This is a genomic window from Paenibacillus sp. A3, from assembly GCF_001399685.1.
Taxonomy (GTDB): domain Bacteria; phylum Bacillota; class Bacilli; order Paenibacillales; family NBRC-103111; genus Paenibacillus_G.
In genome coordinates this window covers 1-22712 of record NZ_JTHN01000060.1, presented here as the reverse complement: position 1 = coordinate 22712, position 22712 = coordinate 1, and the positions used below count along the sequence as shown (strand labels likewise).

The following is a 22712-nucleotide window of genomic DNA, read 5'->3' as shown; positions in this document are numbered from 1 at the left end:
GTCTAAAGGTTTGTATATATACTACAAAGAGATGCCTTTTATGCGGGCTCGCTTTCAAAAGGCGCTTTCGACGGATGAGGTGTATGACGATTGAAGTATGTTCTAGAGTTTTTGCAATTCCGGTTAATCGTGTTCCTGATGATCCTGATTGTGCTGAGCGGAACGGGGGTAGGTATCACTTACGGTTCTTCGCTGACATGGCTCGCCATTGCGGGCGGAATCGTGCTGTTCGGACTGATCGAATACGTCGTGCATCGGTATATCATGCATGAACTCCCCGCCCTGCTTCCGAAGGCTTATGAAGGGCACGTGGCGCATCATCAGCATCCGAACGACGACCGGTATTTGTTCGGTTCCGTCTGGTACGAGGTTGTTACGTATCCCTTGCTGCTGCTGCTTTTTTGGACACTGACGGGAGAGCTTCATCTGGCTTTGTCGGTCGTCTTCGGGACGGTCCTCTGCCAGATGTATTACCAATGGAAGCATTTTGTTTCCCACCGCCCTATCGTGCCTCTCACGCCTTGGGGCAAATGGTTGAAAAAGAAGCATTTGCTGCATCACTATTTGGATGAGCACGCATGGTACGGCGTATCCAACCCGGTCATGGACGTTGTCATGGGAACGAACAAAGTGGCGCCGGATGCCAAAGCGGCGAAGCGCTCTCTGGACAGCAGCACGGAGAACATGTAAACGGGGGGCAAGCGGATTGAGACGGATCAATCGTCTAATGAGGAGGTATTTCCGATGGGCAAGAGCAGCGTAAGAGCGCTTGTAATCGTCTTGGCGTTGGCGATTGGAGCTTATGCCGTCTATCAGTACGGCTTGAACAATCCTCTGACCACCGATTTCATCAAGAAAAAGCTGAGAAGTCCCGATTTTCATCTGGAGCCGTGGATTTATTTCCTATATATCCATATCGCTATCGAAACGCTCATTCGCCTGCGTTGGAAGCGCGGCACCCATCGGTATAACGGTACATCCCGTCACATACGCTGATGAAAAAAACGGCCCGAAGGCAGCAACATATGCGCCTCGGGCCGTTTTTGCGCAGGCTCAACGCTTGCTCAGCTCTTCTTCGGTTGGGTCCGGGTTCTTTATAGCAAGACTTTCTTGACTATTATAGAAACTCGCCAACAGGAAAATCAAGATTAATCGTGGTGTGACGCAATTGTGATTCATTCGCTTTAGCTTTCTCTGAAAACAGACGCATCAAAACGATAACGTCCAAGGATTCGCTAGATAAAGCCCCCTCATCCCGACTGCCAACCAGTACCACATCTGGAACGATAGACCAAGCGCCGGCACGATTATAGAAATAAGCTAAAGATGGTTTACACGTAAATATGCCAAAATCTATAACGCTTTGCTTTTCAATCCATTGAGTGGCGGCAGCAACTGTACGTAAACCTAACCCTTGACCATAAAACTCGGGATCTGTAGCCACGCAGCTAAGTCCGGCAATATTGAATGTTTGTCCATCGTGCATAATCGTCTTATGCACCACACCTGCATAGCTGACCAGTTTTCCATCTATGCAGGAATAAAATGAGCATACATTAAACTCTTTATCGTGAGCTTCCGGAATCGTTGCACCCGGCATTGGACAAGCATCCGGCCAAACCCGATGTAAAATGATAGCAATCTCACGTCGTAATGCATCAGACGCTTGATTATAATAGATGGATTGCACCATATCCGTTGTCATAGGTTCATTCTCACACTTTCTGAACATGTTCTGTTGAATTGAACTTAACACGAAACGAGTCAGCGGTGGCCGGCAATCGAAAGCGGGGGTTCCCTCAGAACGAGCAGCTTAAGGCATGTTGCGGCCTCGGCAGGTGACGTAGAGCGTGTACCACTCTTCCCGCGTCAGCGTCACCCGCTCCGCTTCGCCGCAAGCCCGGATGCGGTCGGGACGCACGGTGCCGATCACCGGCTGGATCCCTGAGGGATGGCGCAGCAAAAATGCCAGCACGATCGCTTCGGGCGATACGTCCTTCTGCTCGGCCATACGGCTGACCAAGGCTGCGGTGGCCCGGACGGATTCCGGCTGTCCGGACAAGTCGCCACCCGTGAACAGGCCCCGTGCGAGCGGGCTCCATGCCTGGATCTGGATATGTTCCATCTGGCAAAATTCCATCGTCCCTTCCGGGAACGAAACGCCTGTGCCCTGCGGCTGGTTCAGATGCACGCCAGCATCCAGCCAGTCCAGCTTGAGCAGGCTCATTTCCAGCTGATTCGCGATCAGCGGCTGCCGGATCGCGGACTGCAGGAAGCGGATTTGCGCCGCGCTCATGTTCGAGACGCCGAACGCTTTCACTTTGCCCTTTTCGTGCAGCCGCTGGAACGCTTCCGCCACCTCTTCCGGTTCCATCAGAGGATCGGGCCGGTGCAGCAGCAAAATATCCAGCGTGTCGATGCCGAGGCGTCTTAAAATCCCGTCGACACTCGCTTCAATGTGCTCCTTCGAGAAATCGTAACGCCCCGGAACCCCCTCTTCCTCGAAGCGAATGCCGCATTTCGATTGAATCATGATCCGCTCCCGCAGGTCTGGACGCTCCTTCAACACTTGACCGAACACTTGCTCGGCTTTGCCTTTGGTATATATATTCGCGTGATCGAACATATTGATGCCTGCGGTGAGCGCCGCCTCGACCGCTTCGTGCGCCTGCTTGACGTGCTCCGCCGTGGACGGCTCCCGGTCCCAGCTTCCGCCGAGCCCCATGCAGCCAAGCACGATCCGGCTGGCGGGAAAACCGTGTTTATGTAATGGAATCGGTTTGTTCATGCGTATGTACGCTCCTCTGCCTTGTTCTTGTAAGTCTGTCGCTATTATATGTCAAGCTCGGGAGCCGCCGCAATGGTACACCGGACTTAGGGAGCGAGAAACCGGTCCAAGATGTCGTCGATGCGACCTGCTTCGATCGTCTCTTTGGTTTTATTCGGGCCGTCGACCACGGTCAAGGAATGATCGAACAGCGTCATCCGGCCTTCCTCCGTCACTTTCATTAAGAAATAAACTTTGTTGAACGGCGATTCCGGGGCATATTGCGTCACGTCGCACACCTCGGCAAAATCCTTGAGCTGCTTCGGTTCCAGATCAAACCTGTACAAGATCGTCCAGTCCCGGTCCTCTTTCTTCTCCAAAATGTAACCGTTCCGCAGCTCGGGATACGGTCTGATCCGGTAGAAGCCGTCCGTGTCCTGAATCTCCTCCCCGGTTATGGGCACCGGACGGCGCGGGGAGTTGCCGCCAAAGCCGACGTCAACCAAATATGGACGCCCCTCCAAACGAACGAGATTGGTTGCATGCGAGCCTTCCGTCCCCCATTGGCCTTCTCCCCGATAGACGGTTGCGGCAATCATATGGGTCTCGAATCCAGTCCGGCGCAGCAGCTCGCTGAACAGTCCGTTTAATTCATAGCAGACGCCACCCCTCCGTCGATTGACAAGTTTCTCGAAGAGGTCGCCCGTCTGAAGCGCGATCGGAATGCCCCGTAGGATATCCAAATTTTCAAAAGGAATTCGGGTCTCGTGCCGCTTCTGCAGCTGCGTCAAGCTTTCCAAAGTCTGTTGAACAGGCTCTGCCACTTCGATGCGCTGCAAGTAAATACTTACATCCATTTCCATTCCCTCCCGGAATTAATTTTGCGGCACCGCGGCGCGCAGCAGCTGTCTTACGAAGACGGCAAACAGGATCAACGAAACCGCCACCGATACGGCGCTAACCGTAAACAATGCCTGGTACCCCGTATGCTGAGAAACCCAGCCGAGCGCGATGCCCAAGTCAAACGCGGTAAAGAACGAAGCGTTGGCCACCCCTTTGCGGTCCGCAGGCGCAAGCCGCAGCGTCGCCGCTTGCAGCGCCGGCTGCGCGGAACCGAATCCGATCCCGTACAATACGGCCGCTACGATCACGCCGGTCAGCCCGCTGGAAAAGCTCAATACAAGCAGCGCCGCCATCGTCGTCCCAAGCGCCGGGATAATGATAAACGACTCGCCGTACCTATCGGAGAGCTTTCCGGCGATGGGGCGAATCAGCGTCAGCGCCACGGCATAGACCAGAAAAAAAGTACCCGGATTCACCTTGATCGATTCGGCGAAAAGCGGCAAGAAGGTCGTAATGCCTCCATAAGGAACGGCCAGAAAGAAAATCGCCACCGTCACGGACAATACCGACTTTTCCACCAATTGAATGCGCCCGGTGACCGCTTTCGGCTGAAACGGTATTTTGGTTCCAAGAGCCAGAAGCAGAGCCACGGCCGCAAAACCGGTAGCGTACAGGAACAGACCGTGGAACGAAAGCTTTTGCAGCATCCATATGCCAAGCATCGGACCGATAGCCATAGCTACGGTCATCGCCATCCCGTACCAGCCCATCCCTTCCCCGCGCCGGGCTGGCGGAATCACATCCGTAATGGCCGTCCCGACGGCCGTTGTAGACAGCGCCCAGCTCATGCCGTGCACGATCCGCAGCGCAAGCAAAACGACGATACCTCCTGCCCAGCTGTACAAATACATCGCCACGACGAAGAGCAGCAGCCCCCAAACGATAAACGGCCTCCGGCCGTACCGGTCGAGCAAGCCTCCGACAATCGGGCGAAAAATGACCGCAGACAGTGTGAATACGCCGACGACAAATCCGACCTGCGACTCGCTGCCGCCTAATTGCTTGATGAACAGCGGCATCGTCGGCAGCAGCAAATAGAAGCCCGTAAACAGGAACAGCATGCCTGCCGTCAGTTGAATGAACGGCTTGGTCCATAGACGCTCCATCTTTTGTTTCCTCCTTGATGTAGTCAAATTCTAAGCTGCATGAGGCAGGCTATTGCTATTCCTCGGCTGCTTTCATGCGTTCCAGCTCCTTCGCGACCCACTCCGCATCCGCCAGCCCGACATGCTTCCGGTGATCGAGCATTCGCAGCACTTGCGCGCGTTTCCGCTCGTCCATCTTCTTGCTGGAGATCATGCGGGCGACGGAATCCACATATTTCAGGTTGTGCTGGAGGTAATTCAGATACTGTTCTAAAGACGCGAGCCGGACTTCTTTTGTGACAAAAGGAAAATTGGACATCTTAAAATGAAACATCAGCTCCGTCTCCGCCGTGTAATCCAGCGGGCTGTCCATCAGTTCAAAAAATCGTTCTCTTCCGGCCTCCGTCAGCTTGTAAATTTTTCGCGCTCTCCCGCCCTCCTGCTCCTCAAGCCGGAGGCTGATCCACCCATGCTCCACCAGCCGAGAAAGGAGCGGATACAGCGTTCCCGAGCTAATCTGCCGAACCGGACCAACGGCGCGTCTCAGTCTTTCTTGAAGCTGGTAGCCGTGAGTGTCTCCTACCATCAACTCCCCTAAAACGAACAAGTCGTACATCGTGACCCTCCTTTTATTATATCGTGCCGACATATCGTTACGATATAGTATATGTCGAAGCGCCGATCGGTTCAACCATGAAAATGTAAATCTAAAGGTCCAATCCGCAGCGCATGAAAAAACAGCCGCCCGCAAGCAGCTGTTTCCTTTTTCGAGTTATGTCCGTACCGGCTGGCCCGCCTCCACGCGCTTTAACAGCCGCTCCAGCAGTTCCGGCTCTCTTTCCTTAATCGCCTCCAGCTTGGCGGGCATCTTCGCGTAAATGCGGTCATCGCCCTTCATCTCCGCGATGGCCAGCTGATCGCGCAGCAGCTTCGCCTTGTTTGCGAGCTCTTCGAACGACTGCTGCAGCTCCTCGTCCTGCTCGATGATGCCGTGCTGCGTAAAGTACCGGATTCGGTCTGCCATCACCTTTTTGTGCTCCCAGAGCAAATGCAGATGCCTTACGGCATTAGGCCACACCAACGAGGGATGCCGCTCCGCAGCAGCCTTGAAATACAGCTGGAGATACTCGTATGTCTCCAGACCGAACACTTCGCCGTCCGGGTTATAGTTGATCCGGTTCAAATGAGTCTCACTATTCAAATAATCGCGCAGCTGATCCGCAACCGCCACCGGATCGAACGCAAAGGGATGCTCCCCGTTAAACCGGTAAAAAAACGTATGGTGATCCGCCTCAAGTCCGCTCTCGATAAGCCGCTTCATCGATTCACAGGCGCTACTGAATTCCTCGAACGGGATTTTGATCGTCCGGTACACCTGATTTAAATCGAACATCGACACATCGAACGTTCGTTCCTTCAAGTCGTATCCGGAGAGCATCAGATGATGGGGAAAAGCGTCGCCATCATAGGCAGGGCTGGCCGTAATTTTCGATTCGTCGATGAAGACGATCGCATAATAGCCTTGCGTTATGCGCCCGATCATAAACTCGACAAGCTCATCCGGCCGATAGCCCGACAACAGCTCATAATTGACGGCGCAGGTCAAAAGAAACGGATTGTTGAAATTCAGCTCGTTCGGCTTGCCCCGGAAAAAATCGAAAAAAAACGTCCGCCGTTTCTCCAGAAAATGCTTTGTGCACGACATTTGGATGAAATTGGTGTAGTACCAAGACAGCGTCTCCTCGTAATTGTGCGTAATCGATAATGTATACGCCCAGCGCAAGAAGCCTTTGATCGGCGGCGGCTGCAGCGGCAATTGATACCGATTCATAACATAAACTCCCCCTGCCTTTCTGAAGTAGAAGCGGTTGTTTTCGCCTGCGGGGTCATCCGGTGGCTACTTCTTTGCCGTACAGCTTGGCAATGCTTTCTTCAAGCGGGAGGTCCGCCACCGTGAAGTCGACAACCGGAAACCGGTCGAGCAGCATCCGGGATACCGGCTTCAAATGTTCCTTCGGCAGCTCGATTACCGCGTGATACGAGTCGCGCTTCGTGACGCAGCCGAGCGGCCTCAGGCTTTCTTCCGGCACCGGCTCGGAAAACTGAACGTTCAGCACCTTGACTTCGTTGAACAGCTCGTTGATTTTCTTGAAATCGCCGTCATACAAAATCCGGCCTTCGTTAATGACGATCGTGCGCTTGCAGACGTCCTCGATATCTTTCATATAATGGCTGGTCAAAATTAAGGTTGCCTTGAATTGTTCGTTGTAATAAGTCAGAAACTCCCGGATCTTCTTCTGCGAGATCAGATCGAGGCCGATCGTCGGCTCGTCCAGAAACAACAGCTTGGGGCTGTGGATGAGCGCAGCGATCAGCTCCATCTTCATCCGTTCGCCGAGCGACAGCCGCCGGACCTGAACCTGCAGCAAATGCTTCACATCCAGCATCTCCGACAGCTCGGCAAGCATCCGCTCGTAGGCGTCATCCGGAATCTGGTAAATGCATTTGTTCAGGTAGATCGATTCGATGGCGGGCAAATCAACCCACAGCTGATTTTTTTGCCCCATGACCAACGAGAAGATGCGCTTGAATTCGTTTTTGCGCTCCCATGGCGTATGGCCGAACACCGACGCTTCCCCGCCGGTCGGATGCAGAATCCCGGAAAGCATCTTCAGCGTCGTCGTCTTCCCGGCTCCGTTCGGCCCGATGAAACCGACGCATTCCCCAGAGGCGATCTCGAACGAAATCGACTTGACCGCTTCCTTCGTCAACGTTTTGCGGGAAAACAAATTTTTCAAGGAATGCCGGAGACCCGCTTCCTTCGTGTAATAATCGTAGGTTTTGTGCAGTCCGCTCACCCGGATCCGTTCCATGGCGTCCTCCTGATCTTTGACAAGGCTGGTGGATTAGACGTAACGCTCTTTTGGGGCCGTATCAAATTCCCTCCCGTAGTGGCAGGCTGTAACACGCTGATTTCGCAGCCGTTCATGGCAGGCCTGCAAAGACGCGGCCGGAAATCCGTCCTCCTCCCAATCGTCATAGCCGATGCCGAATCCGCACCGCTTCCAAAAGGCTGCATTGCTTTCCTCGTGATTTCCGAACGGCTCAAGCAGCAGCAGCGGCGTAGCATACACCAGCGAATCGTTCAAGGTAGCTCCTCCCGGCTTGCTGATAATCGCCCGGCTTAGGCGAACAAGCTCCAAATAAGAAGCGTAGTCCGGCATTCTACGCCGTTCGACCGTCCCCTGCCGCCTCACGAGCTCCAGCATCGGAGGATAGGTATGTATTCCCCCGGCATCCTTAATCCACGGACTCCAGTCGGGATCCACCATAAAATAGCGGGTTTCCCCGTCGTCCTCCTGCACTTCGCTCTCGTCATACGCAATGATATCCAGCCTGCAGCCGCCGCGCCGCAGCCGCTCGATTTTGTCCCGGTAGGTGCCGATCCCCCAGCCGCCGCCATGAATAAGAAACCGGTCGTTCCGTGCCTCGAAGGATGCGGCCTCTGCGTCCGGCGGCGCGATCAAATAACCGGGGCTTCCCAGCTCGGGATCGTAAAATTGAACATTGCGGTACTGGTGGTGGGAAGACTTATAAACCTTATACGAAGGGGTATCACAAGCATCCATATGAATCCATTCGATATGGATGGGAAACCCCGCAACCTCCTTGTAGGCATCCAGAATAGGCAGCCAAAACCCCGTAAAAGCGATGAATGTCGCGCAGCCTGTTTGCCGCCAATGCGCGTGCAGCCGGCGAACCGCCGAATCGTCGAGATTCGGGCTGATGTCTTTGGCCATCCTATGCCCGGTCAAGGCGACGGAAAAGTTATTGTGAAACGCTTTTTTATACCCATTGATTTTGCTGCGGGTCTCCTCGCGATAGAGCGTTTCAAGCACCTGCACTTCCGCCCGTATATGTTGGTGCGCAAGGTATTCCCGTAGATGAATGGCAGGAATATAGGCGCCGAGCGAATTGCCCGAGGCCAATAGCGTGATCGCGTCTTTGGTCATGGACAGCTCCCTGCCCTTCCGTTAATGGAATACTGTAACCGAGAGGTCGTGCAGCACTTGCTTCAGCCGCTCTAGCGTTTCCTCCCTTACCTCCTCCGTCTGTCCGATCACCGACACATACAACCGGCCCTTCGGCTTTCCCGACGACCGTCCCCACGAGCTGCCGTTCACGGTTAACGTACCGGAGGATAGCGGCATGATGCCGCTTTGCCGCAGCGGGGTAAACAACAGCTGTTCATCTTCCAGCGCTTGGAGCAGCCGTTCAAATCGGAATTCATCCGGCAGAGCGACGGACAGATACGTAAGCCAGCCCTTGAGATTCCAGCCTGCAAGCAGCCGGTCCAGATGGGCATTGATGAGCCCCATCGACATCCGGGCGTTAATCTCGACGATCGGGACAAGCTCCCCGTCCTCCAACATCATCGAGTCGAAGCAAACGTATCCAAAATAGCCGTCCAGATACAGCTCGTGCAGGGCTGCCTCGAGCATCCGGAAATACCCTTTTTGTTCGAGAGAATTCACAAAGGCGGCTTCCGCCGTGACCGAGCCCCCGTAATTTTGCTGGCGATTCATCATCCGTTGGATGGAAATCAGCTGCCGGGAGCCGTCCGGCTCAAGCAGCCATTGGCTGGAGAAGTCGGCCGCCTTGGGCAATAGCGGTTCGAGCAAAAAGAGCGTCTGGGAACCGGCTTCTTCTTGCTTCCGCAGGTACGAAACGATCCGCTTCAGCAGCGACGGACTTTCGATCAGCAAGTTGCCTTTGCCGGAAACGCCAAACGGGTCCTTGATCAGAAAAGCGCCTTTATGCAGCAGCTCGATGCCGTATTGCTCCACTTCCTCCGTACTCATGGCCGGCATCCCGTACGTGTGCAGTCCCATGTCCTCCAGCAGCCGATGGTGGTACAGCTTGGAATTCACGCGCTTCACCACTGCCAAATCCGGAAGCGGGTTGGCGAAAATCCCTTTCCCCGCGTACTCATGCGCCTCCTCCGTTACCGCATACGGCACAAGCATATACGGCTTGTCCGCTTCGGTGCCGGGGATTCTATCCCGGGAAGCGAGCTTAAAGATGCACGACGCGAAATGCTCCGTGCGCAGCGCTCCTTCGGCCTCCGGCGAAGTCAAGTCCACAATGCTGCGGTGGTGGAACGAGACGCCCAGCTTATCGAAATAGTCCAGCAGCGCGTCATCGATCCGGCAGCGGGTAACCAATATATCGTCCGGCCCGCATAACGGGAAAAGCAGTTCATCCATGCAAAGAACGAGCCGGTCCCTTTCCGGATCGGGAATTCGGGGCAGCATCGACAACAGAGCATCTCTCCAGCGCGTTTCCGGGTCAAACGTGCCCATGACCGTTTTGCGCAAAGCGACGGCGGCTTTACTCGACAGCATGCTCGTATGCGCCCTTGACCGGAGCACACCGGTTTAAGAAGTCGATAAACGTGCCGATGGAGCGAAGATGAACATAATCGAATTCATCGTAATCGATCTCGATCTTTAGCTCTTCCTCTATCTTGACCATAAAGTTGAGCATTTGCAGCGAATCCAGCCCGACATCGTTGTTCAAATCCGTTTCGAGCGTAAGCCTTTCCCGCAGCGACGGGTTGTCCTCCTTAATTTGGCACAAAATTTGGACGATCGCATCGAACACATCAATTCCCTCCTCTTGGCATATAAGGTACTTTAGGCTCATTCCTTTTCATTATGGCATATCGGTATGGAGGTGGGGAGGGATAAATTTCCACTATTATGGGATACAATCCATTTCATTTTCCAGGTTGAGAAGGAAATTGTTTGCGCAAAGGATCACGTAAGTGGAGGGCGTCTAGGCCGCAAGACCTTGCTCTTCGTCAGCCGATCCTGACGGTGTCGATGATTGCGGCGAAACAAGTACGACCCGGGGCCAAGCTGCTTTTGTCATGGTATACGAGGGTATGGTATAATCTGATCGAAATAAAGCGAATGCGACGAGGTGAATCCATTGTTTCGACGTACAACGGTAGTTCTGGCTTCGACCGCCCTTCTGCTGATGCTGAGCGCTTGCGGCGGCGCCAAGCCGGCGGAGGAGTCTCATGCCCCGCATCAAACGCCGAGCGGCGATTTGCAAGAGAAGACGGCTTCGCTGAGCACGCTGCCCTCCTTCTTGGACAAGCAGCCGGAGCAGATGAAGAAAGCGTATTTGGTTGCGGCCCAGACGAAGGATCTGCTTCGCAATATCCCCTGCTATTGCGGCTGCGGCGAGAGCGCAGGGCATCAAAGCAACATGAACTGCTTCATTAAAGAAACCGCGTCCGACGGTTCGGTCGTATGGGACGATCACGCCACCCGCTGCGGCGTATGTCTGGAAATTGCCGTCAAATCCGCGCAGTGGCAGCAGCAGGGCCAATCGGCCAAAGACATCCGCGAGCAAATCGACAAGCAGTATCAAAAAGGCTACGCTAAACCGACTCCGACTCCCCTGCCCGCTTAATCCGCCTGGCGAGCCGGAAACGCCGCTGCTATTTCAAGCAGTCGGCGTTTTTTGGCATCGGCAATTTATCGCATGCCCCGGATACCAGGACACCCGATTACAATTGACAGACCAGTTCCTGCTCTCCCATAATTAAATTTAAGGAACCGGACAGTTTCATGATATCGACCAATAAGTTTACATAAATATTATTATGTAAACAAAATACGCGGAAAGCGGTCATTTAACAAGAACAGAAATACAAGCGGAGGCGATCTCCTCTGAAGAGCGATCACGTTCGCCTTGGTCTGCGGAAATTACCCGCCCGGGTCCCCCGCCAAGTAATCGAACTGAGCTTCCTTTCTCGAATTCAAAATTGCGGGGAGAACAGCGACCGGAAGCGGCCCCACGCTCCCTTGTACACTTCTATTACATCATTTGGCGCTTTCTTAGCAAGTTCACGACATTACATAACATTTATTATGTAAACTATTTATTCGTATGGAGGCCGTTCGCATGAATATTATCAAAATCAAAGACCGCAGCGAGCTGGAGAAAAAATTGCCCTCCATGCCATGGTATGTGGAGAAATTCATCAATTACAAGCTGCCCGATCTCTCCCCTTCCTCGCTGCTTGAATATGTGCGGGACTACGATACCTTCTTTTCATGGCTGCTTGCGGAAGGCTTGTCGTCCGCGCCAACGGTAAAGGACGTGCCGCTCGTCGATTTGGAACGGCTGCATATGGACAGCATCGACAATTTCAAAATGTTCCTCGCCACGCGCAAAGAAAATTCGAACGGCAAAACGACGATCGCCCGCAAGCTGTCCTCGCTGCGGTCGCTGTTCCATTATTTGAGCCAAATTGCCGAAGACGAAAACTTCTATCCGCTGCTGAAGCGCAACGTGATGGCCAAAGTCGAAATCAAGCGCACGCATAAGCCCAAGGATACCGCGGCCAAGCTGGAGGGGAAGCTGCTGCAGGAATCGGAAATCGCGGAATTTATCGAGTACGTCCAAACCGGCTATCCGATTGATGTCGCCAACAACAAGCAGGCGCTCTACTCTTACGAGCTCAACAAGGTTCGCGACGTCTGCATCATCAGCCTGATCCTGAATTCGGGCCTCCGCGTATCCGAGGTTTTTAATCTCAATGTCGAAGACATCGACTTGAAGAAAAAGCTGACGTATGTATACCGCAAAGGTAAAAACGACGATACATTCAAGACGCCGGTTTATTTCCGGCAGGAAGCCGTCGACTGCTTGTCCGCGTATTTGGAGCAGCGCCAGCTGAGATACAAAGCGCCCAAACGGGAAAAGGCCCTCTTCCTTGCCGTCGCCAACGGCAAAAAAGAAGGCGAGCGCATGACGAAGCGCGCCATACAGGAGATGGTGATCAAATACGCCAAACGGTTCGGCAAGCCTTACTTGTCCGTGCATAAGCTGCGCCACTCGTTCGCGACCGACTACTACCTGCGCAACGATTTGTACAAAACGCAGGAGCAGCTAGGGCACGCGTCGCCGGAAACGACGCAAATTTACGCCCACCTGACCGATAAAACGATGGCCGAAGCGATCGATAAGCCTTCGGAATAACGCCTGTAAGCCGGTCCCCGTCTCGCTCGGGGCCGGCTTGCTTATTGCTGCTTTCCTTTGCTTACCCAATATTTGACCCGGGTTCCTTTAGGGACTTGCGTTTGGGCAGCCGGCTCCTGCTTAAACACCGTGCCTTCCTCGCGCTCGTTCACCTCCATGGCGAATTCGAACCGCAAACCGGCCGCCATGGCCTGCTTGCCGGCTGTATCGTTCTGCAACCCGATCAAATTAGGAACGAATACGATTTCGTCTTCCGCTTGATTCGGATTCGAATCATTCGTCTCCACGACTTCTGGTCCGGCTGGCTTGTCGTACGTCTGATGCGGTACGGGAGCGCGATGCTCGGTTTGGGCCGGCGAGGCTCCCTTGCTCGAAGGTTCCTCATGATCCTTCCCCAGCCATACGAAAGCTGCGGCGCCTCCCAAGCAGGCAATTGCCGTACCGACCAGAAGCTTACGGCCTGCCCGTCCCAAGCTTCTCCGGGGCGGAGCCTCATCTTCCTCTTCAACCGGATCTTCCTCTTCGTAAGCTCTCTCCGGTTCTGTCTTTTCCCGGACCTGCCTATCCCATACCGGCATGGACACCTCCTGCCTGATGGCCGTGTCCTGCCGCAAGCTCTGCAGTACGAGCATAAACGAAGCTAGCGTTTCCTGATCGTTCCACACCCGGCGCAGCGTGGAAATCAGCAGGTCCTGTTCTACGCCCGGAATCGTCGCAAGCGCTTCGCGAAGACGGAGCTCTATCGTATCGAACGAAACCGGGATCGATTCGGAACGGGTCAGGATCTGGTACAGCAGGCAGCCAAGACCTTGAGCGCCGCGCTGCGTGTGTGTCCCTTTTTCCCAATAATTAATGATCTTGAGCTGACCGTCATCGTTGAGCCACAGGTTCGCAGCATGTACGGAACACCCGGATATCCCTTCCTCCAGCGCATCCATCAGGCCTTTTCCAAGCTCGAGCACTTTGGAGACCGTTTCCTCCGGGGTAAACCGATGCCCCTTCAGCTCTTGGATAAACGGCTTGCCGTCGAACGTCTTCAGCACGGCAAAAATATAATTCGGCTCCATCCCTACATCGAGGATATGTAAAAAACGATTGTCGCTAAGCGGCGCGACCTCGCGCAGCTTGCGGATATACGCCTCTTTGGCGGCTTCGTCCGTGCTTTCCACGACGAAAAAAACGACGTCTCTTCGCAAAGGCAAATCTTTCCCGCTGTATAGCATTCCGCTTAACATTGGAAGAATCGGCTCGGTTAGCACGTAACGTTGATTGATGGATTTCTCCATGGAAACCTCCTTCAAACGTCATAATTATAGTATTCGACAGCCGAATGATTTTTTTGAGGCGTTTATGACGAAAAAAGAACATAAACGTGTCGAAATTTATATTAAACGTCATTAAATATTAATGACAAGTATAATCAATTGTATTAATTGTAAATGCCGATAACCGTCACAAATGATCGATAATATCCCCGGCTGTCAGCGATGCAGGAAGCTCGCGGCTGACGGCCGCCCGGTCTCCGGCTGCGCCGTGGAGATATGTCCCAAGCGCTGCCGCCTCAGGACCGCGCCAGCCTTGGGCCAACAAGCTAGCGATGATTCCCGCCAGCACGTCCCCGGCCCCTCCGGTAGCCATGCCTGCATTGCCGGTCGGGTTGACATAAACGCTCCCTTCAGGATCGGCAATCACCGTCCGCGCCCCCTTCAGGACAAGCGTCATGCCGGTGCGCGCCGCATAACGGCGGGCCGTCTCAATGCGATCCCGCTGGACAATCGGTACAGAGGAGCCGGTCAAGCGCGCCATTTCCCCCGGGTGCGGCGTCAGTACGACCGGTGCGCCGCGCTTCAGCCAAGCTGCGGCATCTCCCGCAGACGCCAGTATATTAAGCGCATCCGCATCAAGCACGAGGGGGCAATCGGTTCCCTCCCATAGCGTTCGCAAGAAGGCCGTGTCCTGTGCCCATCGTCCGACGCCCGGACCGAAGAGCAGCGCATCTTTTCCGACGGCGAGCTGCGCCAGAGCGTCCGCCCGGACAGCGCTCCAGTCTCCTCTCTGCTCATCCTCCAGCCCAGCAAGCATGGCCTCCTGGCCGAACATCGGCTCGGCCAGCCGATCCGGCAAGGCCCACGTAACCAAGCCGCTTCCGCCTCGAAGCGCAGCTTTGGCGGACAGCAGCCCTGCCCCGCTCATGGATCGGCTGCCTGCGGCAACGAGCACGTGGCCGTAGGTGCCTTTATGCGAATCGGCCCGCCGCAGCCGGTAATCCCCTAGCCGGAGCTGCCGAGACAAGAGCGGCTCTTCGATCCGGAACGTGCGGACATTCGCTTCAGCAGCCGCCTTCTGAGGGATGCCGATATAACGCACCTTCACCTCGCCGGCAAGCTCTGCGCCCGGATACTGCTCCAAGCCGCGCTTCGTAAAAGCCAGCGCAACGGTACGGGTCGCCCGGATGCAAGGATCGGAGACTTGCCCGGTATTCGCGTCCAAGCCGCTCGGCAAGTCAACGGAGAGGATAGGCAATCCGGAAAGATTCGCTGATCCGATCAAAGCGGCATACGCCTCTCTCGGCGCCCCGCGGCTGCCGGTTCCGAGCAGTGCATCAATGATACCGCTATAGCCTCTCCAATCGATTGACGACGAATCGTACACTTCGTAAGGTATTCCTAACCGGGACGCGATGTCCCGCTGAATCGCCGCTTCCCCACGGAACGATTCCGGGGATTCGGCATATATGATTTTAACGTCGTACCCCGCTTCGATCAAATGTCTGGCGGCTACAAGTCCGTCCCCGCCGTTATTGCCCTTCCCTGCGAGAACGGCCAAGGCGCCTCTGCGGCCATCGAACAGCTCCATGCCTTCTTCCGCCACGGCCCGGCCAGCATTCTCCATCAGCATAAGCGCCGGGATGCCGACCGTTTGAATCGTATGCAGATCGATCCTTCTCATTTCTTCCGCCGTGACGGCAAACATGGCCTCCGCCCTCCCACGGTTTGGGTTTCTTACTATTATACCATATTTCATCGGCAGCTTGCTTGTTCCAATATAGTTTACATAATATTTATTATGTAAACTATATTGTGTTGAGAAAGTGAGCTTTTACAAAAATAGAGAAGCATACATTCCAGTTATCCAGCACAGCGCCGATATCCGCATTCTCGAATCGATATGCGAACGGACCGGGCTACGATGGAGCGCACGCTTCATACGATTGAGCGGTTCAAATGCAATAATAAAGCGGTGGTTGCTGCAGCCACCGCTCCCGTTTGCTATAACGAAAAGCAATCAATACGCCATTAGATGGCCGTCCTGCATACGGCGACATCCAGATGAAGTGCGGCATTAAAGACGGGCATAAGCTCGGTTATTTTGGGCATAAAATCACCTCTTCTATTCTGCAAACTGCTCCTTCCTTCCCCGCTTTATGCTGCCCTGTCTTTTAAGGCATCACAACCACTTTCTCTTTACAAGATGCACAATACTTCGCATATTGGATGCAAGTCTCCAATGAATCGTCCGGCTCCATCGGCCACCAGCGGATCGCCCCCGCAGGCGCTTGGGAAGCAAAAAACTCCACCTCCTTGGGGATACGGCCCACAACGATAACCTCGGTGTTCTTAAAGCCCGACTTCATACCCATTTGGAGGGTCTTCCTTAATTGAGTATGCTCCGTTTCCGGATGAGAGTGTGGAATCGGGAACAATATCGAAACTCGGGTAGTGTCTTCGTGAATGACGTGAGCCGTTTTGCGGGAGGGATCGTGTACGGAGGTCTCCCATATACGGCTGTACGGCAGATGCTCCGGCAGTTCCAACTCGGTCAGCCTCGAATGAATTCTATCGTGGTAAACCCGTTCCAGTTCTCTAACCAAAATCTGGATCTGCTTATTTCTTAGAAAAGTGGTGTTGTTTCCCCTTTCGTTCCGATATTGGATATAGAGTAAATCGGGAACGGCCGCAAACTTGGAACAAAGAAACGTCCGAATCAGCATGTCGTAATCGTCGGCCACCAGCAACTCATCGCGATGGCCCCCGACCAGATGATAACAATCCCGGGACCATGCGCGCGGATGATTCGGCAACCCGACCAAATGGCGGACCGTATTGCCGTTGATTGTCGTATGTCTGTGCGCATTTTGCCAGCGGTTCATTGCGTGCAGCCAGACCCGATAAAATACGCTGTAGCCAAAACCGCAATCCCAGCCGTACCAATGCGCATGAAGGTTCTCTGCGTACACCTCGGTGCAATCCCCGTAAACCAAGCCGCATTCGGGATTTTGCTGAAATGCCCGAACAATCTTCTCCAGGCAATCGGGCATCAGCTCGTCGTCATGATCCACCTCGACTAAGATTTCCCCTGTACAAAGGCCTGCGGCATACCTTTTGAGCGCCCCAATATAGCCATTGCGGGAATCCTGACGATATCTGCGCACGCGCGGGTCTTTCAAAGAAAGCAAGTCATTCTTGTAAGTTTCCTCGTCATCTCCGGAATCGTCCACAATGACCCATTCCCAGTTCGGGTAAGTCTGATTTAATAGCGATCGATAAGGGCGTTGAATTCTTTCTTTTGACCTGTAGCTGGCCGTGAACACGGATATCAGAGGCGTATCGGAAGAAAAACGGGTTGGAGGAACGGTTTTGTTTTCAGGGAGAGGATCCGTCCCACTGAGCCAGCAATAAAACAATTTATACGATTCGAGTTCGTCCGGCGAGTGGAAGTGCAGCCAACGTTTTTTTTCTTGAACAGGCAGCGATTTTAGAGTTGTAAAAGCATTCCATTCATCTCCTATGGAAACATAGACGCGTGGCTTCCGGGGGCCGGCGTCGACTAATGGATTATCAGGTCCATACATTTTCACGGTGATGTGGTTTTCTGCCAACCTCAAGATCGGTTGTTTCAATTTATCCTTCGAAATCTTGTCTGTCACAAACAGATGAACCGTCAATAAAGGAATGAAGTCCGATGACAAGAGTTGATTCCCCTTTCTCAAATGTCGAATACAAGCTGGAGCCCAAGTGCCGATTCATTCTCTTTTTTCACATACGCAGTGTATTCCTCCACCCTAACCTTTGTCCGCCCAAAAGCCTTGTATGAACGCACATTTCGCTTGAGAACGCATACTCTGGGAGGTAATAATTCTATCGTACAATGCGGGACACAACTATTTTTATGAAAGGTGGAGTTATCTTGGAACATCCGTTGGTTAGTGTCGTTATTCCCGCTTATAACCGGCCCCATACGCTAAAAATCGCCATTGACAGCGTACTCGAACAAACCTACCCGAATATCGAAATCGTTATTTGCGACGACAGCTCCAATAACGAAGTGCAACAAATGCTGGAAGCCGCTTATCTGCCGTCTTATCCCCAAATCAAATATCACAAAAACGAGAAAAACCTTTTTCTTGAAAACTGGCACAAATGCTTCGATCTGGCCTCGGGGGAATATATCAATTACTTGATGGATGACGACGTTTTTCATAAAGAGAAGATCTCCAAGATGCTCCGTTTTTTTCACGAATTCGAAAACATTACGCTGGTCACCTCCTACCGGCAAACCATCAATGAATCGGGGAGCTTTCTTGCGCCCATCGCCGCAACGGTCAGACTCTACGAAGAGACGAGAGTGATGGATGGAAAAATGCTGGGGAACATCGCGTTAACCCGCTGCTTAAATGTGATCGGCGAGCCGACGACCGTTTTATTTAAAAAGGCGGACCTTACCGAACCGTTCGGAGTATACCGCGGGAAGCAATATTCGCTGATCAACGATATGGCTGCCTGGCTATCTCTATTGTCCAAAGGAAAAGCGGTTTATATTCCGGAAGCGCTCAGCCACTTTCGGTTACATGCCAACCAAAACAACAGCACGCTTGGATTTAAAGCGTTCAGTGAATGGCTCGATATAACGATCGCCTCCAGAGATGACGGCTTTCTCGAAACGGAGGAGTCATACAAAACCGCCCTTCTTGCTTACCGCAAACGCGTGCAGGGATACCCGCAATTTGCAGCGGACATTCAGCGGATCGATACGATCTTGAATACGATGGAATGAAGCATTGCGAAAATCGGAGAGCCAGTTATTCGCCGTTCCACCCATTCGTGGGGTTCATACTATAAGGTGTACACATGGATTGGAAAATGGATTCCAGTGAGAAGAGGTTGCCTCATGTATGAAATTCCGTTCTTGCGACCGAACTTAATCAAAAAGGAGCGGTTGCTTTCTTATTTTGAAAACATAGAAGCAAGCCGGATTTACTCCAATTACGGACCCTTAAATCATCTGTTTGAAACGCGCGTGATTGCCCAAATGTTCGGTGGCATCGGCGCAGCCGTGACGGTGCATAACGCTACAATCGGGCTGATGCTGGCGATTTCGCAATGCAAGCGGCCCCGGGGCAAATATGCGGTGATGCCCAGCTTTACTTTTGCAGCGACCCCGCTTGCCGCCGAGTGGTGCGGGCTTGAGCCGTATTTTCTGGATATTGAACCGGACGATTGGCAAATGAACAGAGCACAGTTGGAGGAGACGGTCGAGCGGCTAGGCGAGCAGATCGCGGTCGTCGTTCCTTACGCCACTTTCGGTTCGGCTATCGATTTATCCATATACAATAACCTGTTGCAGGAAGGAATTCCGGTCGTCATCGATGCGGCTGCCAGCTTTGGAACGACTGTTGCGGAGGATGCCGCACAATTCGGCACAGGCTTCGGTGGAGCCGTGGTGTTCAGCTTTCACGCGACCAAAACGTTTGGCGTCGGAGAAGGCGGGCTGGTGTATAGCGCGGACCAGGATCTCATTCAGCGAATCCGCCGGGCCGGAAACTTCGGCTTCTCCAGCTTCAGGGAATCTGTGATGTTAGGCTTAAACAGCAAAATATCCGAATATACGGCCGCTATCGCCTTGGCCACTCTCGAAGGGTTCCAGGCAGTGCAGGAGCGAAGAAAAACGATCATTGGCTATTATCGCCGTGAACTGCAGCAGAAGGATTTATTGCAGCGCGGATGGTTAGCCCAAAAGATGCAAGGACAGGTGCCCCTGCAATTTTTCTCTCTGCTGAGCCCGGACTCTCTCGGCAACCGGGAAGTCATCCGGCGGTTAGCCTCCCATTCGATTGAAGCCCGAACTTACTTCTCCCCGGCATGCCATCAGCAGAAGCAGTTTCAAAGCTGCCCCCACTCCGATCTTCGGGTGACGGAACGGATTGCAGAACATATTGTCAGTCTGCCGCTCTGGGAGGAAATGAATGAGGCCACCGTTGGGCGAATTGCGAACGTGCTTGGAAGCATTACCGAGGAGAATGGTGCCATATGAGAAAGATCGTCATCTGGGGATCGGGCGGACACGCCCGCGAGGTCAACTGGCTTTGCGACGAGCTGGGTGTGCAGGTGCTGGGGTTTCTGGACGAACGGCCAGAAATGAAGGGCCAACTGGTGAATGGAGTTTCCGTATTAGGAACGCTTGACGATATCGAAGCGATGCGGCATGAAGTCGAGATCTTATGTGCCGGGGTCGGGGACCCGGCGTTAAAGAAGCGGTTCGCTTACGATACCATCCGGTCGGGATTCCGCATCGCAGACCCGCTGGTCCATCCGCAAGTCCGTTTGTCGAGGAGAAATATCGTCGGGCAAGGCAGCATGATTTGCGAAGGGGCCATCCTTACCGATAATATCCAGATCGGATGCCATGTGATCATCAATCGAAGCGCCAACATCAGTCATGATACGGTCATTGACGATTATGTCACCATCGCCCCGGGTGTGAATCTGGCGGGCAACGTGGCCGTGGGCGAAGGAGCCTACATCGGCATCGGCTCCTCGGTTCGGGAGAAATGCCGCATCGGCTGCTGGTCTATGATTGGCGGCGGTGCCTTTGTCAAAGGCGATATCCCCGACTTTACTATGGCTGCGGGGGTGCCGGCCGTCATCAAAAAACGGCTTGATTAGGAAAGGAGAAAAATCATTTGGTTGACCATCTTAAACACCAAGGTCCTTACTATTGTCCTTATTGTAATAATACGATTGTACGCTTTCGCCCGTGGCCGGATATTTACGATTTCCCCAAGTGCCAGTATGAAATGTGGAACAAGCAGACCGCCATATGCCCCGTGTGCTCCTCTTTCGACAGGGAAAGATTGTATAAATTCTATATTGAACGGGAAACGGATCTGCTCGTGAGGCCGCAAAAATTACTGCACATTGCACCCGAGAAAAATTTAAGAAAATGGTTAAAAAGGCATTCGAACATTTCCTATATATGCGGCGACTTAATGCCTCAGGATGCGGAAATGGAGCGGGTGGACTTAACGGCCATGCCTTACGCAGACGAAACATTCGATGCCGTTATTTGCAGCCATGTATTAGAACATATCACCGAAGATCACAAAGCGATGGCAGAAATCTACCGCGTATTGAAACCGGACGGCTGGAGCATTCTGCAAGTGCCGATCGCTTCAAACTTCGAGGAGATTCTGGAAGACCCGGCGGTGACCTCGCCTCAAGCAAGAAAAGAACACTTCGGCCAAGACGATCATGTACGCATTTATAATCGTAAAGGATTCGTTGGTCGATTGGAAGCGGCCGGGTTTCATGTCGTTTTATTTAATTTGGCGGAAAAATACGGTGTGGAGGAAGCAAACCTGTACGGTTTGTCCGAGAAAGATACGCTGTATATTGGGACCAAGCAGACTGTTCCCGAACAATGAATGACTGTCCCCCAATTACGATTAGAAGAGCCGGCTGCCGCTTGGCAGACGGCTTTTTTGCGGTGAACGGGCGAAGTCGTGGTCAACACGAAACTGGCAACAGCCCCTTCCCGTAGCCGACATCGAAGCCCCAGAGCCTGCTTCACCTCTTCCCTCAGACCATCTGCGAAGCTTGCGGAATCAACTCCGCCGAAATGACCATGTCCCCGTCGAAGGACAGCACGATCTCCTCCCCGGGCTTCTTTGGCGCAGATGTTTCGCCTGACATCGCGACCGAGCGCTTCCCCGAAGCTGATCCCTTCTCGCCGAAAAACATACGGTGATTACCGAGCCGTCGGCGACGACGATTACTTCGGTATCCCTGAGAACACGGTAAGTTTCGTGCAGCACTCACGCCAGCGTATTTTTCTTGTTAAAAATAGGTTATGCGGCGAAAGAGGCTTTTACGGCTATCTCAAAATATACGATTTCACCTCTGCAAGAGCCGAGGCTCGCTGCCAATTATCACATACTATATTAAAGGCTTCGCGATCTTAAGTTTTTGAGAGTGGAGCTACATTAGTATATGGAGGTGATATCCAGTTGGCCGAATCCGCATTTAGAGCTCGAGCATTGGCGAACCAAATTATTACAATATCCGGACCTTTTAACGTAGCCTTTCCAACCGTTGAGTATGATTTGAACGGCGAGTATAACCCTGCGACTTCAACCTTCGTCGCCAGCCAGGGGGGCGTGTATACTATTAGCGTCAGCCTTCTGCTCTTGCCGGACCCCTCCGTGGACTACGTTGCACTCGCATTGGCAGGACCTAACCAATCCGGAATGATATTCATCCGAGATACGGATCATCCGGACCTGCCTTTCACAGTAAACTTCACCGCTCAAATGAATTTCGCTCCGGGTGACAGCTTGGGGGTATTTCTTCAACCCAACGCCGGAACGGTTACTGTGATAGCCGAGTCCAACTTTACTCATTTGGAGGCTGCACGGACAGATGGAGCAGTTGGGCCAACAGGACCTCAAGGGCCTCAAGGACCTCAGGGAGGAGGACCTCAAGGACCTCAAGGACCTCGTGGTACGCAAGGATCTCAAGGACCTCAGGGACCTCAAGGGCCTCAAGGACAGCGCGGCCTTCAAGGTGTTCAAGGACCTCAAGGCACTCAAGGACCTCGCGGCACTCAAGGTGCTCAAGGACCTC

Annotated in this window: 22 protein-coding genes; 9 read left to right on the top strand and 13 right to left on the bottom strand. The window is 53.3% G+C overall.

The genetic code is table 11. The annotated features are described in order from the left end of the window. Positions 1–90 precede the first annotated feature (90 nt). Both QJ48_RS08910 and QJ48_RS08905 read left to right on the top strand, forming a co-directional pair. A complete protein-coding gene (locus tag QJ48_RS08910) occupies positions 91–690 on the top strand; it encodes a sterol desaturase family protein (protein ID WP_054973279.1) in 600 nt (199 codons plus the stop codon). A gap of 54 nt (positions 691–744) precedes the next feature. Further along, entirely contained in the window at positions 745–996 is a 252-nt protein-coding gene (locus tag QJ48_RS08905; RefSeq protein WP_054973278.1) for a hypothetical protein, read from the top strand. 121 nt (positions 997–1117) lie between these two features. Here QJ48_RS08905 and QJ48_RS08900 read toward each other — a convergent pair whose 3' ends face one another. From QJ48_RS08900 to QJ48_RS08855, 10 genes are all read right to left on the bottom strand, one after another. Then, positions 1118–1705 carry a GNAT family N-acetyltransferase gene (locus QJ48_RS08900; protein ID WP_054973277.1) on the bottom strand — a complete coding sequence of 196 codons (588 nt, stop codon included), beginning with the start codon at positions 1703–1705 and terminating at the stop codon, positions 1118–1120. A 108-nt stretch (positions 1706–1813) separates the two neighbouring features. Then, positions 1814–2788: an aldo/keto reductase family oxidoreductase gene (locus tag QJ48_RS08895; RefSeq protein WP_054973276.1), complete on the bottom strand. Its 975-nt coding sequence runs from the start codon at positions 2786–2788 to the stop codon at positions 1814–1816. 86 nt (positions 2789–2874) lie between these two features. Then, on the bottom strand, positions 2875–3624 hold the full coding sequence (locus QJ48_RS08890) for an arylamine N-acetyltransferase (protein WP_054973275.1): 750 nt from the start codon (positions 3622–3624) through the stop codon (positions 2875–2877). 18 nt (positions 3625–3642) lie between these two features. After that, positions 3643–4776, bottom strand: coding sequence for an MFS transporter (locus QJ48_RS08885; RefSeq protein ID WP_054973274.1), 1134 nt, complete (start codon positions 4774–4776; stop codon positions 3643–3645). A gap of 55 nt (positions 4777–4831) precedes the next feature. Beyond that, on the bottom strand, positions 4832–5371 hold the full coding sequence (locus tag QJ48_RS08880; protein WP_054973273.1) for a PadR family transcriptional regulator: 540 nt from the start codon (positions 5369–5371) through the stop codon (positions 4832–4834). Positions 5372–5527: 156 nt separating this feature from the next. Then, positions 5528–6586, bottom strand: coding sequence for a hypothetical protein (locus QJ48_RS08875; RefSeq protein WP_054973272.1), 1059 nt, complete (start codon positions 6584–6586; stop codon positions 5528–5530). Positions 6587–6641: 55 nt separating this feature from the next. Further along, complete coding sequence (locus QJ48_RS08870) at positions 6642–7628, bottom strand: ATP-binding cassette domain-containing protein (RefSeq protein WP_054973271.1); 987 nt, start codon at positions 7626–7628, stop codon at positions 6642–6644. 33 nt (positions 7629–7661) lie between these two features. Further along, a complete protein-coding gene (locus QJ48_RS08865) occupies positions 7662–8768 on the bottom strand; it encodes a hypothetical protein (protein WP_054973270.1) in 1107 nt (368 codons plus the stop codon). 21 nt (positions 8769–8789) lie between these two features. Further along, entirely contained in the window at positions 8790–10160 is a 1371-nt protein-coding gene (locus QJ48_RS08860) for a hypothetical protein (RefSeq protein WP_054973269.1), read from the bottom strand. After that, complete coding sequence (locus QJ48_RS08855) at positions 10147–10419, bottom strand: acyl carrier protein (protein ID WP_054973268.1); 273 nt, start codon at positions 10417–10419, stop codon at positions 10147–10149. The genes QJ48_RS08860 and QJ48_RS08855 overlap by 14 nt, the downstream gene beginning before the upstream one ends. Positions 10420–10797: 378 nt before the next feature. Here QJ48_RS08855 and QJ48_RS08850 point away from each other — a divergent pair, with 378 nt between their 5' ends. Further along, the gene (locus QJ48_RS08850; protein ID WP_054973290.1) at positions 10798–11238 is read left to right on the top strand and encodes a PCYCGC motif-containing (lipo)protein; all 441 of its coding nucleotides are present in this window, start codon (positions 10798–10800) and stop codon (positions 11236–11238) included. A 495-nt stretch (positions 11239–11733) separates the two neighbouring features. Then, complete coding sequence (xerS, locus tag QJ48_RS08845; protein WP_054973267.1) at positions 11734–12813, top strand: tyrosine recombinase XerS; 1080 nt, start codon at positions 11734–11736, stop codon at positions 12811–12813. Positions 12814–12854: 41 nt separating this feature from the next. Here xerS and QJ48_RS08840 read toward each other — a convergent pair whose 3' ends face one another. The 3 genes from QJ48_RS08840 to QJ48_RS08830 form a co-directional block, all read right to left on the bottom strand. After that, positions 12855–14099 carry a PASTA domain-containing protein gene (locus QJ48_RS08840; protein ID WP_054973266.1) on the bottom strand — a complete coding sequence of 415 codons (1245 nt, stop codon included), beginning with the start codon at positions 14097–14099 and terminating at the stop codon, positions 12855–12857. A gap of 166 nt (positions 14100–14265) precedes the next feature. Beyond that, positions 14266–15786 carry a bifunctional ADP-dependent NAD(P)H-hydrate dehydratase/NAD(P)H-hydrate epimerase gene (locus QJ48_RS08835; protein WP_054973265.1) on the bottom strand — a complete coding sequence of 507 codons (1521 nt, stop codon included), beginning with the start codon at positions 15784–15786 and terminating at the stop codon, positions 14266–14268. Between the two features lie 466 nt (positions 15787–16252). Continuing rightward, positions 16253–17782 (bottom strand): glycosyltransferase, encoded by a 1530-nt coding sequence (locus QJ48_RS08830; RefSeq protein ID WP_054973264.1) that lies wholly within the window; start codon positions 17780–17782, stop codon positions 16253–16255. A gap of 218 nt (positions 17783–18000) precedes the next feature. Between QJ48_RS08830 and QJ48_RS08825 the strand changes: the two genes are divergently transcribed. The 5 genes from QJ48_RS08825 to QJ48_RS38610 all read left to right on the top strand — a co-directional run. Next, positions 18001–18867, top strand: coding sequence for a glycosyltransferase family 2 protein (locus tag QJ48_RS08825; RefSeq protein WP_054973263.1), 867 nt, complete (start codon positions 18001–18003; stop codon positions 18865–18867). Positions 18868–18981: 114 nt separating this feature from the next. Further along, a complete protein-coding gene (locus tag QJ48_RS08820) occupies positions 18982–20124 on the top strand; it encodes a DegT/DnrJ/EryC1/StrS aminotransferase family protein (RefSeq protein ID WP_054973262.1) in 1143 nt (380 codons plus the stop codon). Next, positions 20121–20756 carry an acetyltransferase gene (locus tag QJ48_RS08815; protein ID WP_054973261.1) on the top strand — a complete coding sequence of 212 codons (636 nt, stop codon included), beginning with the start codon at positions 20121–20123 and terminating at the stop codon, positions 20754–20756. The genes QJ48_RS08820 and QJ48_RS08815 overlap by 4 nt, the downstream gene beginning before the upstream one ends. A 131-nt stretch (positions 20757–20887) precedes the next feature. After that, complete coding sequence (locus QJ48_RS08810; protein ID WP_237762855.1) at positions 20888–21514, top strand: methyltransferase domain-containing protein; 627 nt, start codon at positions 20888–20890, stop codon at positions 21512–21514. A gap of 994 nt (positions 21515–22508) precedes the next feature. Continuing rightward, a partial coding sequence (locus tag QJ48_RS38610; protein WP_237762854.1) for a hypothetical protein occupies positions 22509–22712 on the top strand: 204 nt, incomplete at its 3' end.

Bases quoted from the DNA above. Each gene is read 5' to 3' on its own strand.
- QJ48_RS08905 (WP_054973278.1), top strand. From the start codon at position 745: ATGGGCAAGAGCAGCGTAAGAGCGCTTGTAATCGTCTTGGCGTTGGCG.
- QJ48_RS08860 (WP_054973269.1), bottom strand. From the start codon at position 10,160: ATGCTGTCGAGTAAAGCCGCCGTCGCTTTGCGCAAAACGGTCATGGGC.
- QJ48_RS08890 (WP_054973275.1), bottom strand. From the start codon at position 3,624: ATGGATGTAAGTATTTACTTGCAGCGCATCGAAGTGGCAGAGCCTGTT.
- QJ48_RS08895 (WP_054973276.1), bottom strand. From the start codon at position 2,788: ATGAACAAACCGATTCCATTACATAAACACGGTTTTCCCGCCAGCCGG.
- QJ48_RS08875 (WP_054973272.1), bottom strand. From the start codon at position 6,586: ATGAATCGGTATCAATTGCCGCTGCAGCCGCCGCCGATCAAAGGCTTC.
- QJ48_RS08885 (WP_054973274.1), bottom strand. From the start codon at position 4,776: ATGGAGCGTCTATGGACCAAGCCGTTCATTCAACTGACGGCAGGCATG.
- QJ48_RS08835 (WP_054973265.1), bottom strand. From the start codon at position 15,786: ATGTTTGCCGTCACGGCGGAAGAAATGAGAAGGATCGATCTGCATACG.
- QJ48_RS08850 (WP_054973290.1), top strand. From the start codon at position 10,798: ATGCTGAGCGCTTGCGGCGGCGCCAAGCCGGCGGAGGAGTCTCATGCC.
- QJ48_RS08900 (WP_054973277.1), bottom strand. From the start codon at position 1,705: ATGACAACGGATATGGTGCAATCCATCTATTATAATCAAGCGTCTGAT.
- QJ48_RS08880 (WP_054973273.1), bottom strand. From the start codon at position 5,371: ATGTACGACTTGTTCGTTTTAGGGGAGTTGATGGTAGGAGACACTCAC.
- xerS (WP_054973267.1), top strand. From the start codon at position 11,734: ATGAATATTATCAAAATCAAAGACCGCAGCGAGCTGGAGAAAAAATTG.
- QJ48_RS08815 (WP_054973261.1), top strand. From the start codon at position 20,121: ATGAGAAAGATCGTCATCTGGGGATCGGGCGGACACGCCCGCGAGGTC.
- QJ48_RS08820 (WP_054973262.1), top strand. From the start codon at position 18,982: ATGTATGAAATTCCGTTCTTGCGACCGAACTTAATCAAAAAGGAGCGG.
- QJ48_RS08840 (WP_054973266.1), bottom strand. From the start codon at position 14,099: ATGGAGAAATCCATCAATCAACGTTACGTGCTAACCGAGCCGATTCTT.
- QJ48_RS08870 (WP_054973271.1), bottom strand. From the start codon at position 7,628: ATGGAACGGATCCGGGTGAGCGGACTGCACAAAACCTACGATTATTAC.
- QJ48_RS08865 (WP_054973270.1), bottom strand. From the start codon at position 8,768: ATGACCAAAGACGCGATCACGCTATTGGCCTCGGGCAATTCGCTCGGC.
- QJ48_RS08810 (WP_237762855.1), top strand. From the start codon at position 20,888: ATGTGGAACAAGCAGACCGCCATATGCCCCGTGTGCTCCTCTTTCGAC.